Origin of the sequence: Streptococcus sp. 'group B' (genome assembly GCF_002073795.1) — a bacterium.
Classification (GTDB): Bacteria; Bacillota; Bacilli; order Lactobacillales; family Streptococcaceae; genus Streptococcus; species Streptococcus agalactiae.
Genome location: NZ_CP020432.1, coordinates 1,638,802 through 1,655,515, shown reverse-complemented (window position 1 = coordinate 1,655,515; position 16,714 = coordinate 1,638,802). Strand labels below are relative to the sequence as shown.

Annotated in this window: 14 protein-coding genes and 1 riboswitch; of the genes, 13 read left to right on the top strand and 1 reads right to left on the bottom strand. The window is 35.6% G+C overall.

The window, feature by feature from the left end; all coding sequences use genetic code 11:
* Positions 1-14 precede the first annotated feature (14 nt).
* The 9 genes from A6J68_RS08635 (at position 15) to A6J68_RS08595 (ending at position 11,111) form a co-directional block, all read left to right on the top strand.
* On the top strand, positions 15-4,319 hold the full coding sequence (locus tag A6J68_RS08635; RefSeq protein ID WP_000913265.1) for an InlB B-repeat-containing protein: 4,305 nt from the start codon (positions 15-17) through the stop codon (positions 4,317-4,319).
* Positions 4,320-4,359: 40 nt separating this feature from the next.
* Entirely contained in the window at positions 4,360-5,868 is a 1,509-nt protein-coding gene (locus A6J68_RS08630) for a SpaH/EbpB family LPXTG-anchored major pilin (RefSeq protein WP_000728388.1), read from the top strand.
* A 37-nt stretch (positions 5,869-5,905) separates the two neighbouring features.
* Positions 5,906-6,781, top strand: a complete 876-nt coding sequence (locus A6J68_RS08625; protein ID WP_032456235.1) for a class C sortase — start codon at positions 5,906-5,908, stop codon at positions 6,779-6,781.
* Complete coding sequence (locus A6J68_RS08620; protein WP_000639479.1) at positions 6,771-7,442, top strand: hypothetical protein; 672 nt, start codon at positions 6,771-6,773, stop codon at positions 7,440-7,442. Before A6J68_RS08625 ends, A6J68_RS08620 begins: the two co-directional genes overlap by 11 nt.
* Positions 7,435-8,034, top strand: a complete 600-nt coding sequence (locus tag A6J68_RS08615; protein ID WP_000621246.1) for a sortase — start codon at positions 7,435-7,437, stop codon at positions 8,032-8,034. The genes A6J68_RS08620 and A6J68_RS08615 overlap by 8 nt, the downstream gene beginning before the upstream one ends.
* 68 nt (positions 8,035-8,102) lie before the next feature.
* Positions 8,103-8,248: riboswitch (FMN riboswitch) on the top strand.
* Between the two features lie 69 nt (positions 8,249-8,317).
* A complete protein-coding gene (locus A6J68_RS08610) occupies positions 8,318-8,902 on the top strand; it encodes an ECF transporter S component (RefSeq protein WP_000185809.1) in 585 nt (194 codons plus the stop codon).
* Positions 8,883-9,524 carry a phosphatase PAP2 family protein gene (locus tag A6J68_RS08605; protein ID WP_000952714.1) on the top strand — a complete coding sequence of 214 codons (642 nt, stop codon included), beginning with the start codon at positions 8,883-8,885 and terminating at the stop codon, positions 9,522-9,524. The genes A6J68_RS08610 and A6J68_RS08605 overlap by 20 nt, the downstream gene beginning before the upstream one ends.
* Before the next feature lie 92 nt (positions 9,525-9,616).
* Positions 9,617-10,552 carry a TIGR01212 family radical SAM protein gene (locus tag A6J68_RS08600; RefSeq protein ID WP_000747788.1) on the top strand — a complete coding sequence of 312 codons (936 nt, stop codon included), beginning with the start codon at positions 9,617-9,619 and terminating at the stop codon, positions 10,550-10,552.
* Positions 10,545-11,111, top strand: a complete 567-nt coding sequence (locus A6J68_RS08595; protein ID WP_000596037.1) for a tRNA (mnm(5)s(2)U34)-methyltransferase — start codon at positions 10,545-10,547, stop codon at positions 11,109-11,111. Before A6J68_RS08600 ends, A6J68_RS08595 begins: the two co-directional genes overlap by 8 nt.
* Before the next feature lie 193 nt (positions 11,112-11,304).
* Here the strand turns inward: A6J68_RS08595 and A6J68_RS08590 are convergent, their stop codons facing one another.
* On the bottom strand, positions 11,305-12,471 hold the full coding sequence (locus A6J68_RS08590) for an IS30-like element ISSag9 family transposase (protein ID WP_000160598.1): 1,167 nt from the start codon (positions 12,469-12,471) through the stop codon (positions 11,305-11,307).
* Positions 12,472-12,737: 266 nt separating this feature from the next.
* Here A6J68_RS08590 and A6J68_RS08585 point away from each other — a divergent pair, with 266 nt between their 5' ends.
* The 4 genes from A6J68_RS08585 to A6J68_RS08570 all read left to right on the top strand — a co-directional run bounded on the left by A6J68_RS08585 (position 12,738) and on the right by A6J68_RS08570 (position 16,693).
* On the top strand, positions 12,738-14,072 hold the full coding sequence (locus A6J68_RS08585; protein ID WP_000389987.1) for a hemolysin family protein: 1,335 nt from the start codon (positions 12,738-12,740) through the stop codon (positions 14,070-14,072).
* Positions 14,073-14,139: 67 nt separating this feature from the next.
* Positions 14,140-14,928 (top strand): pyruvate formate-lyase-activating protein, encoded by a 789-nt coding sequence (pflA, locus tag A6J68_RS08580; protein WP_000807702.1) that lies wholly within the window; start codon positions 14,140-14,142, stop codon positions 14,926-14,928.
* Positions 14,929-15,044: 116 nt separating this feature from the next.
* Positions 15,045-15,980, top strand: a complete 936-nt coding sequence (locus A6J68_RS08575; RefSeq protein ID WP_000036019.1) for a manganese-dependent inorganic pyrophosphatase — start codon at positions 15,045-15,047, stop codon at positions 15,978-15,980.
* A 59-nt stretch (positions 15,981-16,039) separates the two neighbouring features.
* Positions 16,040-16,693, top strand: a complete 654-nt coding sequence (locus tag A6J68_RS08570) for a DUF1803 domain-containing protein (protein WP_000604059.1) — start codon at positions 16,040-16,042, stop codon at positions 16,691-16,693.
* Positions 16,694-16,714: the final 21 nt, after the last annotated feature.

The following is a 16,714-nucleotide window of genomic DNA, read 5'->3' as shown; positions in this document are numbered from 1 at the left end:
GGGAGGATGCAAAAATGCTAAAGAAGTGTCAAACTTTTATAATCGAATCATTAAAAAAGAAAAAACACCCTAAAGAGTGGAAAATTATCATGTGGTCATTGATGATCCTAACAACTTTTTTAACGACTTATTTTTTAATTCTACCAGCAATAACAGTTGAAGAAACTAAGACAGATGATGTGGGGATTACTTTAGAAAATAAAAATTCTAGCCAGGTAACTTCATCAACATCTAGTTCTCAATCAAGTGTTGAGCAGAGCAAGCCCCAGACTCCTGCTTCTAGTGTAACAGAAACATCATCTTCTGAGGAAGCTGCTTATCGTGAAGAACCATTGATGTTTAGAGGTGCAGACTATACTGTAACAGTGACTTTGACCAAAGAAGCTAAGATTCCTAAAAATGCTGATTTAAAGGTGACGGAATTAAAAGACAATTCAGCTACTTTTAAAGATTATAAGAAAAAAGCATTGACAGAGGTTGCTAAACAAGATAGTGAAATCAAAAATTTCAAACTCTATGACATTACTATTGAGTCAAATGGTAAAGAAGCAGAACCCCAAGCTCCAGTAAAAGTAGAGGTTAACTATGATAAGCCATTAGAAGCTTCAGATGAAAACCTTAAAGTTGTTCACTTTAAAGATGATGGTCAAACAGAAGTATTAAAATCTAAAGATACTGCAGAAACTAAGAACACTAGCAGTGATGTTGCTTTTAAAACAGATTCATTCTCCATTTATGCAATTGTTCAAGAGGATAATACAGAAGTTCCTAGGTTAACTTACCATTTTCAAAATAATGACGGAACTGATTATGATTTCCTGACAGCTTCAGGTATGCAAGTTCATCATCAAATTATAAAAGATGGAGAATCTCTAGGAGAAGTTGGGATTCCGACGATTAAAGCAGGAGAGCATTTTAATGGTTGGTATACCTATGATCCTACTACTGGAAAGTATGGTGACCCTGTTAAATTTGGTGAGCCAATAACTGTAACTGAGACAAAAGAAATTTGTGTTCGTCCATTTATGAGTAAAGTGGCGACAGTAACTTTATATGATGATTCTGCTGGTAAAAGTATTTTGGAGCGTTATCAAGTACCATTGGATAGTTCAGGAAACGGAACCGCGGATTTAAGTTCATTTAAAGTTTCACCACCCACTTCAACATTGTTATTTGTAGGTTGGTCTAAAACTCAAAATGGAGCTCCACTTTCTGAATCAGAAATTCAAGCATTACCTGTATCTTCAGACATAAGTCTTTATCCTGTCTTTAAAGAATCGTACGGTGTTGAATTCAACACAGGCGACTTATCAACAGGAGTTACCTATATTGCACCTCGTCGTGTGTTAACAGGCCAACCTGCTTCGACAATTAAGCCTAATGATCCAACGAGGCCAGGTTATACTTTTGCAGGGTGGTACACAGCTGCTAGTGGTGGGGCAGCCTTTGATTTTAATCAAGTCTTGACCAAGGATACGACGCTATATGCACATTGGTCGCCCGCACAAACAACCTACACGATAAACTACTGGCAACAATCAGCAACGGATAATAAAAATGCTACTGATGCGCAAAAGACATATGAGTACGCAGGGCAAGTAACACGATCAGGCCTATCTTTATCTAATCAGACGCTAACACAACAAGATATTAATGATAAACTACCGACTGGCTTTAAAGTTAATAATACGAGGACAGAAACTTCTGTCATGATAAAAGACGATGGTTCAAGTGTTGTTAATGTTTATTATGATAGAAAACTCATCACAATAAAATTTGCAAAATATGGCGGATATTCCTTGCCAGAATATTACTATTCGTATAATTGGAGCTCTGATGCTGATACTTACACAGGACTTTACGGTACAACCTTGGCCGCTAATGGTTATCAATGGAAGACGGGTGCATGGGGTTATTTAGCCAATGTTGGAAATAACCAAGTTGGAACCTATGGGATGAGTTATTTGGGTGAGTTCATTTTACCTAATGATACCGTTGATTCAGATGTTATCAAACTCTTTCCAAAAGGGAATATAGTTCAAACTTATCGGTTCTTCAAACAAGGTTTGGATGGCACTTATTCTTTAGCAGATACCGGTGGAGGTGCTGGGGCAGATGAATTTACCTTTACAGAAAAATATCTAGGGTTTAATGTTAAATATTATCAACGTTTATATCCTGATAATTACCTTTTTGATCAGTACGCAAGTCAAACGAGTGCAGGAGTAAAAGTTCCTATTTCAGATGAATACTATGATAGATATGGTGCCTACCACAAAGATTATTTGAACTTAGTGGTATGGTATGAACGTAATTCATACAAGATTAAATATTTAGATCCGCTTGATAATACAGAGCTTCCTAATTTTCCAGTAAAGGATGTTCTATATGAGCAAAATTTGTCCTCTTATGCCCCCGATACGACAACTGTTCAACCTAAACCTAGTCGACCAGGGTATGTTTGGGATGGTAAATGGTATAAAGACCAAGCACAAACACAAGTATTTGACTTTAACACGACTATGCCTCCTCATGATGTTAAAGTCTATGCAGGTTGGCAAAAGGTAACATATCGTGTCAATATTGATCCAAACGGAGGCCGATTATCAAAAACAGATGATACCTATTTAGATTTGCATTATGGTGATCGTATTCCGGATTATACAGATATTACAAGGGATTATATCCAAGATCCTTCAGGTACATATTATTATAAGTATGATTCACGAGATAAAGATCCCGACTCAACTAAAGATGCCTATTATACGACAGATACTAGTCTCTCAAATGTTGATACAACAACTAAGTACAAGTACGTAAAAGACGCTTACAAATTAGTCGGTTGGTATTATGTTAATCCAGATGGTAGTATTAGACCTTATAACTTTTCAGGTGCTGTAACTCAAGATATCAATTTAAGAGCTATTTGGCGAAAGGCTGGAGATTATCATATTATATACAGCAATGATGCTGTTGGTACAGATGGAAAGCCAGCATTGGATGCTTCTGGTCAGCAATTACAAACAAGTAATGAGCCTACTGACCCTGATTCCTATGACGATGGCTCCCATTCAGCCTTACTGAGACGTCCGACAATGCCAGATGGCTATCGTTTCCGTGGCTGGTGGTACAATGGTAAAATTTATAACCCATATGATTCCATTGATATTGACGCCCATTTAGCAGATGCTAATAAAAATATCACCATAAAACCTGTCATTATTCCAGTAGGAGATATCAAATTAGAAGATACCTCCATCAAATACAATGGTAACGGTGGTACTAGAGTAGAAAATGGTAATGTGGTAACACAAGTGGAGACACCGCGTATGGAGTTGAATAGCACAACTACAATTCCTGAAAACCAATACTTTACAAGGACAGGTTACAACCTTATTGGTTGGCATCATGATAAGGATTTAGCTGATACAGGACGTGTGGAATTTACAGCAGGTCAATCAATAGGTATTGATAACAACCCTGATGCAACAAATACCTTATATGCTGTTTGGCAACCTAAAGAATACACCGTCAGAGTAAGTAAAACTGTCGTTGGACTAGATGAAGATAAGACGAAAGACTTCTTGTTTAATCCAAGTGAAACGTTGCAACAAGAGAATTTTCCGCTGAGAGATGGTCAGACTAAGGAATTTAAAGTACCTTATGGAACTTCTATATCAATAGATGAACAAGCCTACGATGAATTTAAAGTATCTGAGTCAATTACAGAAAAAAATCTAGCAACTGGTGAAGCTGATAAAACTTATGATGCTACCGGCTTACAATCCCTGACAGTTTCAGGAGACGTAGATATTAGCTTTACCAATACACGTATCAAGCAAAAAGTACGACTACAGAAAGTTAATGTCGAAAATGATAATAATTTTTTAGCAGGTGCAGTTTTTGATATTTATGAATCAGATGCTAATGGGAATAAAGCTTCACATCCTATGTATTCAGGGCTGGTGACAAACGATAAAGGCTTGTTATTAGTGGATGCTAATAACTACCTCAGTTTGCCAGTAGGAAAATACTACCTAACAGAGACAAAGGCCCCTCCAGGGTACCTACTACCTAAAAATGATATATCAGTATTAGTGATTTCTACGGGAGTTACCTTTGAACAAAATGGTAATAATGCGACACCAATAAAAGAGAATTTAGTGGATGGAAGTACAGTATATACTTTTAAAATTACTAACAGTAAAGGAACAGAATTGCCTAGTACTGGAGGTATTGGAACACACATTTATATCCTAGTTGGTTTAGCTTTAGCTCTACCATCAGGATTAATATTATACTATCGAAAAAAAATATGAATTAATCATTCATCAATATGATTTTAGGAGAAAGATTTCAATGAAAAAGAAAATGATTCAATCGCTGTTAGTGGCGAGTTTAGCATTTGGTATGGCTGTATCACCAGTTACGCCGATAGCTTTTGCCGCTGAGACAGGGACAATTACAGTTCAAGATACTCAAAAAGGCGCAACCTATAAAGCATATAAAGTTTTTGATGCAGAAATAGATAATGCAAATGTATCTGATTCGAATAAAGATGGAGCTTCTTATTTAATTCCTCAAGGTAAAGAAGCTGAGTATAAAGCTTCAACTGATTTTAATTCTCTTTTTACGACAACTACTAATGGAGGGAGAACATATGTAACTAAAAAAGATACTGCGTCAGCAAATGAGATTGCGACATGGGCTAAATCTATATCAGCTAATACTACACCAGTTTCCACTGTTACTGAGTCAAATAATGATGGTACTGAGGTTATTAATGTTTCCCAATATGGATATTATTATGTTTCTAGCACTGTTAATAATGGAGCTGTAATTATGGTTACATCTGTAACTCCAAATGCTACTATTCATGAAAAGAATACTGATGCGACATGGGGAGATGGTGGTGGAAAAACTGTAGATCAAAAAACGTACTCGGTTGGTGATACAGTCAAATATACTATTACTTATAAGAATGCAGTCAATTATCATGGTACAGAAAAAGTGTATCAATATGTTATAAAGGATACTATGCCATCTGCTTCTGTAGTTGATTTGAACGAAGGGTCTTATGAAGTAACTATTACTGATGGATCAGGGAATATTACAACTCTAACTCAAGGTTCGGAAAAAGCAACTGGGAAGTATAACCTGTTAGAGGAAAATAATAATTTCACGATTACTATTCCGTGGGCAGCTACCAATACTCCAACCGGAAATACTCAAAATGGAGCTAATGATGACTTTTTTTATAAGGGAATAAATACAATCACAGTCACTTATACAGGAGTATTAAAGAGTGGAGCTAAACCAGGTTCAGCTGATTTACCAGAAAATACAAACATTGCGACCATCAACCCCAATACTAGCAATGATGACCCAGGTCAAAAAGTAACAGTGAGGGATGGTCAAATTACTATAAAAAAAATTGATGGTTCCACAAAAGCTTCATTACAAGGTGCTATATTTGTTTTAAAGAATGCTACGGGTCAATTTCTAAACTTTAACGATACAAATAACGTTGAATGGGGCACAGAAGCTAATGCAACAGAATATACAACAGGAGCAGATGGTATAATTACCATTACAGGCTTGAAAGAAGGTACATACTATCTAGTTGAGAAAAAGGCTCCCTTAGGTTACAATTTGTTAGATAACTCTCAGAAGGTTATTTTAGGAGATGGAGCCACTGATACGACTAATTCAGATAACCTTTTAGTTAACCCAACTGTTGAAAATAACAAAGGTACTGAGTTGCCTTCAACAGGTGGTATTGGTACAACAATTTTCTACATTATAGGTGCAATTTTAGTAATAGGAGCAGGTATCGTGCTTGTTGCTCGTCGTCGTTTACGTTCTTAATAAGATGGGCTAGCAAAGTGGTACAGATTTAAAATATATGAAAAAAATAAGACAACATTTAGTATCCATTTTGCTTGTCACTATAATTGCAGTGGGGGTAGGCTTAATGGCTTATCCTTCACTTGCTAATTATTGGAATTCATTTCACCAATCTCGAGCGATTATGGATTACCAAGACCGCGTAACGCATATGGATGAAAACGATTATAAAAAAATTATTAACCGAGCCAAAGAATATAATAAGCAATTTAAAACTTCAGGAATGAAGTGGCACATGACTAGCCAAGAGCGTTTGGATTATAATTCACAACTGGCTATCGATAAAACGGGTAATATGGGTTATATTTCAATTCCAAAGATAAACATAAAATTACCACTTTATCATGGTACAAGTGAAAAAGTGCTTCAAACTTCTATTGGTCATTTAGAAGGAAGTAGTCTTCCAATTGGAGGAGACTCAACTCATTCTATTTTATCAGGACATAGAGGTTTACCCTCTTCAAGGCTTTTTTCTGATTTGGATAAGTTAAAAGTTGGAGACCACTGGACAGTCAGTATCTTAAATGAAACATATACTTATCAAGTGGATCAAATCAGAACAGTTAAACCGGATGATTTGAGGGATTTACAAATTGTTAAAGGTAAAGACTACCAAACTTTGGTGACGTGTACACCATATGGCGTTAATACCCATCGGTTACTAGTGAGAGGACATCGTGTACCAAACGATAATGGTAACGCTTTGGTAGTAGCAGAGGCAATACAAATAGAGCCTATTTATATCGCACCATTTATCGCTATTTTCCTTACTTTGATTTTACTTTTAATCTCTTTAGAAGTAACTAGGAGAGCACGTCAACGTAAGAAAATTTTAAAACAAGCAATGAGAAAGGAAGAGAACAATGATTTATAAAAAGATCCTAAAGATAACTCTTCTCTTATTATTTAGTCTAAGTACTCAACTTGTGTCTGCTGATACCAATGATCAGATGAAAACGGGTTCTATTACTATACAAAATAAGTATAATAATCAAGGTATCGCTGGCGGTAATTTACTTGTTTACCAAGTAGCACAAGCTAAAGATGTTGATGGTAATCAAGTTTTTACTCTAACTACCCCATTTCAAGGTATTGGAATAAAAGACGATGATCTAACACAAGTAAACCTTGATAGTAACCAAGCCAAATACGTCAATCTACTAACAAAAGCTGTTCATAAAACTCAACCTTTACAAACGTTTGATAATTTACCGGCTGAAGGTATTGTTGCGAACAATCTTCCTCAAGGGATTTATCTATTTATTCAGACTAAAACGGCTCAAGGTTATGAACTAATGTCTCCCTTTATACTATCAATACCTAAGGATGGGAAGTACGATATTACAGCATTTGAGAAAATGAGCCCTTTAAATGCTAAACCTAAAAAAGAAGAGACAATTACTCCTACAGTAACACATCAGACAAAGGGAAAGCTTCCGTTTACTGGACAAGTATGGTGGCCAATACCTATACTAATTATGTCAGGACTTCTGTGTTTAATAATAGCTTTAAAATGGAGAAGAAGACGTGATTAGAAGATATTCAGCAAATTTTTTAGCTATACTCGGAATTATTCTGGTAAGTTCTGGAATCTATTGGGGTTGGTATAATATTAATCAGGCGCATCAAGCTGATTTAACTTCTCAGCATATTGTCAAGGTGCTTGATAAATCTATTACGCATCAAGTAAAGGGTTCAGAAAATGGAGAATTACCTGTAAAAAAGTTGGATAAAACAGATTACTTGGGAACTCTGGATATTCCGAACTTAAAACTGCATTTACCGGTAGCTGCTAATTATAGTTTTGAACAACTGTCTAAGACGCCTACAAGGTATTATGGTTCTTATTTAACTAATAACATGGTGATTTGTGCGCATAATTTTCCTTATCATTTTGATGCTTTAAAAAATGTAGATATGGGAACGGATGTTTATTTTACAACTACAACAGGGCAAATCTATCACTACAAAATCGGTAATAGAGAAATTATTGAACCAACAGCGATTGAAAAAGTTTATAAAACTGCCACATCAGACAATGATTGGGACTTAAGCTTGTTTACTTGTACAAAGGCAGGAGTAGCTAGAGTATTAGTGCGCTGTCAATTAATTGATGTTAAAAATTAATATTATACAATCTACTACTAATTAGTGATTAAAAAACTTGCAATTGCAAGTTTTTTTTGTTATGCTATAGGTGTCTTCAGGGCAGGGTGTAATTCCCGACCGGCGGTAATCGCTTCCAACTTATTTGTCAGTTGTGAAGCATCAGTCCGCGAGCGAAAGCTGATGTGGTGAGATTCCACAACCGACAGTAAAGTCTGGATGGGAGAAGACAAAGGTTTTTTTCGCGTACCTACGCTTACCTTTGGAGCTTCTTTCAATTTATTTAAATTGGAGGAATTTTTTTATGACAAATACACGTAAAATGGTGACAATCGCCATTCTTTCTGCCTTATCTTTTGTATTGATGATGGTTTCATTTCCATTAATACCAGGAGCAGAATTTTTAAAGGTTGATTTTTCAATCCTTCCGATGTTAGTTGCTTTTATTTTATTTGATTTGAAATCAAGTTATGGTGTACTCTTATTAAGATCACTTTTAAAAGTTATACTTGCTAATCGTGGTCCAGAAACCTTTATCGGTTTACCGATGAATATGGTTGCTCTAGCTCTATTTTTAGCAAGTTTCGCTATTTTCTGGAAAAATAGAGAGAGTGCAAAAGATTTTATTAAAGCTAGTTTATTTGGTACAGTTAGCTTGACTGTATCTATGGTAGCTCTCAACTATGTCTTTGCGATTCCTTTGTATGCTATATTTGCTAACTTTGATATCAGAACATTTATTGGTGTAGGCAATTACCTTTTAACAATGGTTATTCCATTTAATATCGTTGAGGGAATTTTAATTTCGATTGTTTTCTATCTAACTTACGTGGCTTGTTTGCCAATATTAGAAAGATATAAAAAGACTAATGTTATCTCGTCAAAATAGTAAACTTATTCAAGCATTTATTGCTATTATCTTATTTTTCAGTTTAGGATTGGTCATCAAATATTGGCCCGACACTGTAATCGCATTTGACCAAACTATTCAAGAAAGTGTTAGAGGACAGTTGCCAAATCTTTCTACAAGATTTTTTAAGTTAATCACTGTGGTTGGTAATACTGTAAGCCAGATAGCTATTGCGATTATGAGCGTCACTTTCTGTTACCTTAAGAAGTGGTATCCTCAAGCTAGATTTATCGCAGTAAATGCTATTATCTCTGGTATATGTATACTTTCTTTAAAACTTATTTTTCAAAGAGTGAGACCAACTTTAACCCATTTAGTATTTGCAGGTGGCTATTCGTTTCCCAGTGGGCACTCGATGGGAACATTTATGATATTTGGGAGTAGTATTATTTTATTGCAGTACTATATGCCTAAGAGTATATGGAAACTGTTGTGCCAAGGTACATTGGGTTTGCTCATTTTTTTAATTGGGTTATCTCGTATTTACCTAGGGGTTCATTTTCCGACAGATGTTTTAGCTGGTTTTATACTTGCTTATGGTATTTTGAATCTAACTGCGTATATCTTTTTATCCAAGGATTGGTTAAAGAAAGTGAAGTAAATAAAAGATTGGGACTAACTGACGTTCCAATCTTTTTTAGTTTTATTGTAGTAGTGAGGTTATTTTAGTTAAAATTGTGATACAATTATCCTATGAAAAAACGTTATCGTGCGATTAATGATTATTATCGAGAACTCTTTGGAGAAAAAATATTTAAATTACCTATAGATGCTGGTTTTGACTGTCCTAACAGAGATGGAACAGTTGCTAGAGGAGGGTGCACTTTTTGCACAGTTTCTGGTTCAGGGGATGCTATAGTTGCTCCAGAAGCTCCTATTCGTGAACAATTCTATAAAGAAATTGATTTCATGCATAGAAAGTGGCCTGAGGTTAATAAATACTTAGTCTATTTTCAAAATTTTACCAATACCCATGCTAAGTTAGAGATAATTAAAGAGCGTTACGAACAGGCTATTAATGAGCCAGGAGTTATCGGGATCAACATCGGAACAAGGCCGGATTGCTTACCTGATGAAACTATATACTATCTCGCTGAACTTTCTGAAAGAATGCATGTGACTTTAGAATTAGGCCTTCAGACAACTTATGAAGCAACTTCTGCATTAATAAATAGAGCACATTCATATGACCTTTACAAAAAAACTGTTAAGAGAGTACGAGAATTAGCTCCTAAAGTAGAAATCGTTTCTCACCTAATAAATGGTCTCCCAGGGGAGACACATGATATGATGGTGGAAAATGTTCGTCGATGTGTTACGGATAATGATATTCAGGGTATAAAATTACACCTTCTGCATCTTATGATTAATACAAGAATGCAGAGAGATTACCATGAAGGTCGTTTACGTTTGTTAAGTCAAGAAGACTATATTTCGATTATTTGTGACCAACTGGAGATTATTCCAAAACATATTGTTATTCACCGAATTACTGGTGATGCGCCACGTCATATGTTAATTGGACCGATGTGGAGCCTTAATAAATGGGAAGTGCTTAATGCCATTGACAAAGAAATGGAGAAAAGACAGTCATATCAAGGATGTAAAGTTGAGGTAAAACATGATTAAAAGACCAATTCATCTTTCTCATGATTTTTTAGCAGAAGTTATTGATAAAGAAGCAATAACGCTTGATGCAACTATGGGAAATGGGAATGATACTGTTTTTTTAGCGAAAAGTTCTAAAAAAGTTTATGCATTTGATATTCAAGAAGAAGCAATAGCAAAAACGAAAGCAAAGCTCACGGAGCAAGGGATCTCTAACGCTGAACTTATCTTGGATGGGCATGAAAATTTGGAACAGTATGTTCATACACCTTTAAGAGCGGCTATATTTAATCTGGGATACTTACCCTCAGCGGATAAAACAGTTATTACAAAACCACACACAACTATCAAGGCAATCAAAAACGTTTTAGACATTTTAGAAGTAGGTGGACGTCTATCACTTATGGTTTATTATGGTCATGATGGTGGAAAAAGTGAGAGAGATGCGGTGATAGCATTCGTGGAACAATTACCACAGAATAATTTCGCTACAATGCTTTATCAACCACTCAATCAAGTTAATACGCCCCCCTTTTTAATTATGGTAGAAAAGTTACAATCATATGAAAATGAGGTGTAACTATCTTTAGGCAATTAGCAAAAATGATAATTGCTATAAAAGCTAAATTCTCAAAGTAAGTTCCACCTCTAGTAGAAATGGAATTTAGTCTGATAAAAACCAATAAAAACCAACGAAAATCCGTCTCAGACTAAGTTCCGCTATGGTTGAAGTTAGTGTGAGACGTTTAGGTTGTATCAGTTAGTTGATTAGGTTAGATTTTGTCTTTTAATAGTTTGGGAGATTGGCAGACGTCTTCCGCAGTAATTTCCTCAATACCGAGTATACTTGCGATGTCTTTTCCGTAAGTAAAAGAGAATAGCTCATAAGCCGTTTTACCATTTAGAGCCTGTCTCTTAACGCTGTTGATATGAGATAGTGCCAGATTAATGTCCTCTTGAGTCAAGTTGTCGAAGGAAGTCCCCTTAGGCAGTATGTCTCTCACGAGGGTATGATTCTTCTCGATTCTTGCTTTCTGGTCAGACCGATTAGGGTCACAAAAGAAGAGTTGAGACTGTCCACAAACATCTATCTCAATATCATCCACTCTAGCGAATTCCCCACCATTATCCGTTAGGATAACAGGAAAGAGTTCGAAGAAGTCTCTCTTGTTATCATAGAGTGTCCTCTTAATGACCTGTATGTGTTTAGCAGTTTCGATAGCTGTCTTAGAATCCATCAGTTTGGCAAAGATGAAGTTACAGAAGGCGACATTGAAGGTGAGAAGGACCTTTCCACCAATCCGTCCAATAACCGTGTCCATTTCAAGCCAGGAGTTCAGCTCTGATTGGTTCATGTGTTCTATAAAATCCTCGTACCGTCGCCCTTCTTTAATCGCTTTTGGAATAGGAGGGAGTGTGCTCTTTCGCCTTTTTTTGAACTTCACAGCTCTGGGTAGGTCGATTGGTGTGATGGATAGGTAGCCTTTCTTGATGTGTCGATAAACGGTTGAAGAACTCACTTCTAGATCGTTGGTTTTGAGGATATGATAGATACGTTGGCCCTTCTTGACCCCATTAGAAAGCACTCTATCTATTTTCCAGAAGGTCTCTTTGTTCAAAGGGATTCCTTCTCTAGATTCAACTAAAAGTTTTTCATAGTTTCTTTGAGCTTGCTTAGCAAGATAGAAGGTCTTCTTGTAACCACAGTTGATCCTCCTCTTTGGACACCCATTACAAACATAGGGAGCTTTTCTTAGTAGCGGACAGTCTAGGCAGTCTTTGGTTGATTCTCTTAGTTGCTTATTTCGTTTGACTTCTTTTGCGATAGTAGTAGGGTGTTTCAGTAGATTAAGCCCGATGGCTTTAAAGGTTTCTCCTCTATCCAAACCAGATTGGATGTCATTACGGTCTGAGAGAGTTAGGTGTTTGTGTTTTGTCATGATGGATAAACTCATTTCTAACCCAAACGTCTCAGACTTAATTCCACCATAAAAATCCTTTTCACACTAACTTCCGGTTTTGGAGGGCAGACGGAACTTACTTTGAGAAATTACTAATTGCTATAAAATGCCATAAACAATATTATCGACTATGCGCTCAGTGCTATTATATGATATAATAATAGCATTATCTAATAGAAGAACAGTTGGTAGAGTTAATCGCTATCAGCTAAATTCAAATAATTTTTATTTAGGAGTAATTTTCCATGGAAGACCCTGGCAGTCAGAGTTTGTTACTACAATTTGTTATTTTATTAATATTAACCCTGTTTAACGCCTTCTTTTCAGCATCTGAAATGGCTTTAGTATCGCTAAACCGCTCTAAAGTAGAACAGAAAGCTGAAGAAGGGGACAAAAGGTATCGACGTCTTTTGGACGTTCTTGAAAATCCCAATAATTTTTTATCAACAATTCAAGTTGGTATTACTTTTATTAGCCTTTTGCAAGGGGCTAGTTTATCTGCCTCACTAGGACATGTGATTTCAGGATGGCTAGGAAATTCAGCAACAGCCCGTACAGCAGGGAGTATTATTGCGCTAATCTTTTTAACATATGTCTCTATTGTTCTAGGAGAATTATATCCTAAGCGTATTGCTATGAATTTGAAAGATCGTCTAGCGATTGTTTCAGCTCCCATTATTATCTTTCTGGGGAAAATAGTAAGCCCCTTTGTATGGTTGCTCTCAGCTTCAACTAACTTATTGAGTAGAATCACTCCGATGACTTTTGATGATGCTGACGAGAAGATGACACGTGATGAAATTGAATATATGTTGACGAATAGTGAAGAAACTTTGGATGCTGAAGAAATTGAGATGCTGCAAGGGATTTTCTCGCTAGATGAAATGATGGCGCGTGAAGTTATGGTTCCGCGTACTGATGCTTTCATGATTGACATCAACAATGATGCACAATCAAATATTGAAGGAATTTTATCACAAAACTTTTCTCGTGTCCCTGTTTATGATGACGATAAAGATAGAGTTGTTGGTGTTTTACATACCAAGCGCTTATTGGAAGCGGGCTTTAAAACTGGTTTTGATACTATCGACTTGCGAAAAATACTTCAGGAACCTCTTTTTGTTCCAGAAACGATTTTTGTAGATGATCTTTTAAAAGCATTACGCAACACTCAAAATCAAATGGCCATTTTACTAGATGAATATGGTGGCGTTGCTGGTTTAGTAACTCTAGAGGATTTATTGGAAGAAATTGTCGGCGAAATTGATGATGAAACAGATACAGCTGAACAATTTGTCAGGGAAATCGATGAGAATATCTATATTGTTCTAGGAACTATGACGCTTAATGAATTTAATGATTATTTTGAGACAGAGTTAGAAAGTGATGATGTTGATACAATTGCGGGTTATTATTTAACTGGTGTGGGTAGTATTCCAAACCAAGAGGAAAAAGTAGCTTACGAAGTAGACAGCAAAGATAAACGCATCACTTTGATTAATGATAAAGTTAAAGATGGTCGTATAACAAAATTGAAAGTGCTATTGTCTGATATAGAACAGAATATTGAAAAAGACTAAGATTACTTAGTCTTTTTTTCATGAAAATGATATAATAAAGTCATAAAAACGGTTACAAGGTGATGAAATGGCAGAAATAGACTATAAAAAAGTAACAGGAATGATCCATTCTACAGAAAGTTTCGGCTCTGTGGATGGGCCAGGTATTCGTTTTATCATTTTTATGCAAGGATGTAAAATGCGTTGTCAATACTGTCATAATCCTGATACTTGGGAAATGGAAACTAACAATTCAAAGGAACGCACCGTTGAGGATGTTCTAAAAGAAGCTCTTCGTTATAAACATTTTTGGGGAAAAGATGGAGGTATCACAGTTTCAGGTGGTGAAGCAATGCTGCGAATTGACTTTATTACAGCTCTCTTTATTGAGGCTAAGAAACTAGGTATTCATACGACGCTAGATACTTGTGGTTTTGCTTATCGAGCAACACCAGAATACCATGCTATCCTTGAAAAATTGTTAGATGTTACTGATTTGGTACTCCTTGACTTAAAAGAAATTGATCCAGAACAACATAAAATTGTAACTCGTCAGTCTAACAAAAATATTTTACAGTTTGCTAGATATTTATCTGATAGAGGTACTCCGGTATGGATTCGTCATGTTTTAGTTCCTGGATTGACTGATATTGATGACCATTTAAAACGTTTGGGTGAATTTGTCCAAACACTTGATAATGTCGATAAATTTGAAGTATTGCCTTATCATACTATGGGAGAGTTCAAATGGCGTGAATTAGGAATTCCGTATCCATTAGCTGGTGTGAAACCACCAACTCCAGAACGTGTTAAAAACGCTAAAGATATCATGAAAACAGAATCCTATACAGAATATCTAAAAAGAATTCAAAATTAGTTTTAAGTTGAATTTTATTCAACTTTTTTAGTTGCAAAGGGCTTCCTAGTAAGATTTTTTGCTAAGTTATTCAATTTTTGCTACAATAAGGTGAATATAAAAGAAGAGGTAAAAACATGTCTAAAATTTTAGTCTTTGGTCACCAAAATCCAGATTCAGATGCTATTGGATCATCAGTTGCTTTTGCATATCTAGCTAAAGAAGCTTGGGGGCTTGACACAGAGGCCGTTGCTTTAGGAACTCCAAATGAAGAAACAGCATATGTTTTAGATTATTTTGGTGTTCAAGCACCTCGAGTAGTAGAATCTGCAAAAGCAGAGGGTGTAGAGACAGTCATTTTAACTGACCATAACGAATTCCAACAATCTATTTCTGATATTAAAGATGTGACAGTTTATGGTGTTGTTGATCATCATCGTGTTGCTAACTTTGAGACTGCCAATCCGTTATATATGCGTTTGGAACCAGTTGGCTCAGCATCATCGATTGTTTACCGTATGTTTAAGGAAAATGGAGTATCAGTACCCAAAGAGTTGGCTGGTTTATTATTATCAGGTTTGATTTCAGATACTCTTCTTTTGAAATCACCAACAACTCATGCTTCAGATATTCCAGTTGCAAAAGAACTAGCAGAGCTTGCAGGTGTAAACTTAGAAGAATATGGTTTAGAAATGCTTAAAGCAGGTACTAACCTCTCAAGTAAGACTGCAGCGGAGTTAATTGATATTGATGCTAAAACATTTGAATTAAATGGAGAAGCTGTTCGTGTTGCACAAGTTAATACTGTGGACATTAACGATATTTTAGCACGTCAAGAAGAGATTGAAGTTGCTATTCAAGAAGCAATTGTCACAGAAGGTTATTCGGATTTTGTATTGATGATTACTGACATTGTTAATTCAAATTCAGAGATTTTAGCTCTCGGTTCAAATATGGCTAAAGTTGAAGCAGCTTTTGAATTTACACTTGAAAATAACCACGCTTTTCTTGCTGGGGCAGTATCACGTAAAAAACAAGTTGTTCCTCAATTGACAGAAAGCTACAATGCTTAATTAATCATGTAAAACGGGCTGCGTCCCGTTTTTTTAGTCATACATTTAGGAGCGTTTTTATGATATTAACGTTTAATCCAGGAAAGTTAGAAAGACAAGAGTTTTTTAAGGAGCTTATTAACTATCTTTGGATACATGATGATGTAACACTAAGACAAATAAAGTCCCACTTTACAGACTATTCTAAAATTGACCGTTTGTTAGAAGAATATATTAATCATGGATATATCCTTCGCCAAAATAAACGCTACAGCCTTAATCTTCCTTTTCTGAGTTCGCTGGATGGATTAGCATTAGATGATTTGGTTTTCATAGATTCTGCTAGTCAAATCTATCAGTTATTACAGAAGCGAAAATTTGTGACAAATTTAGATAACCAAACCAATCACTTGGTATTTGTAGAAGAGACAGATTTTGAAAGAAACACTTTGACTCTTTCTAATTATTTCTATAAACTAACTAACTGTTATCCACTTTCAAGAGAACAAAAAAAGCTTTATCAACTTTTAGGAGATGTTAATTCGGAATATGCTTTAAAATATATGTCAAGCTTTATATTGAAATTTCTTCGCAAGGATAGTGTTAAGCAAAAACGTACAGATATTTTTATCCAAGCTTTAGAATTACTTGGATATATTAGCTTAAACCAAGATACTACCTATCGTTTAAATGCTAAACTTGATGTTGAAGCTTTAAAGATTTACTTAACATAAAAAAAGACTGGAAGTTTGTCC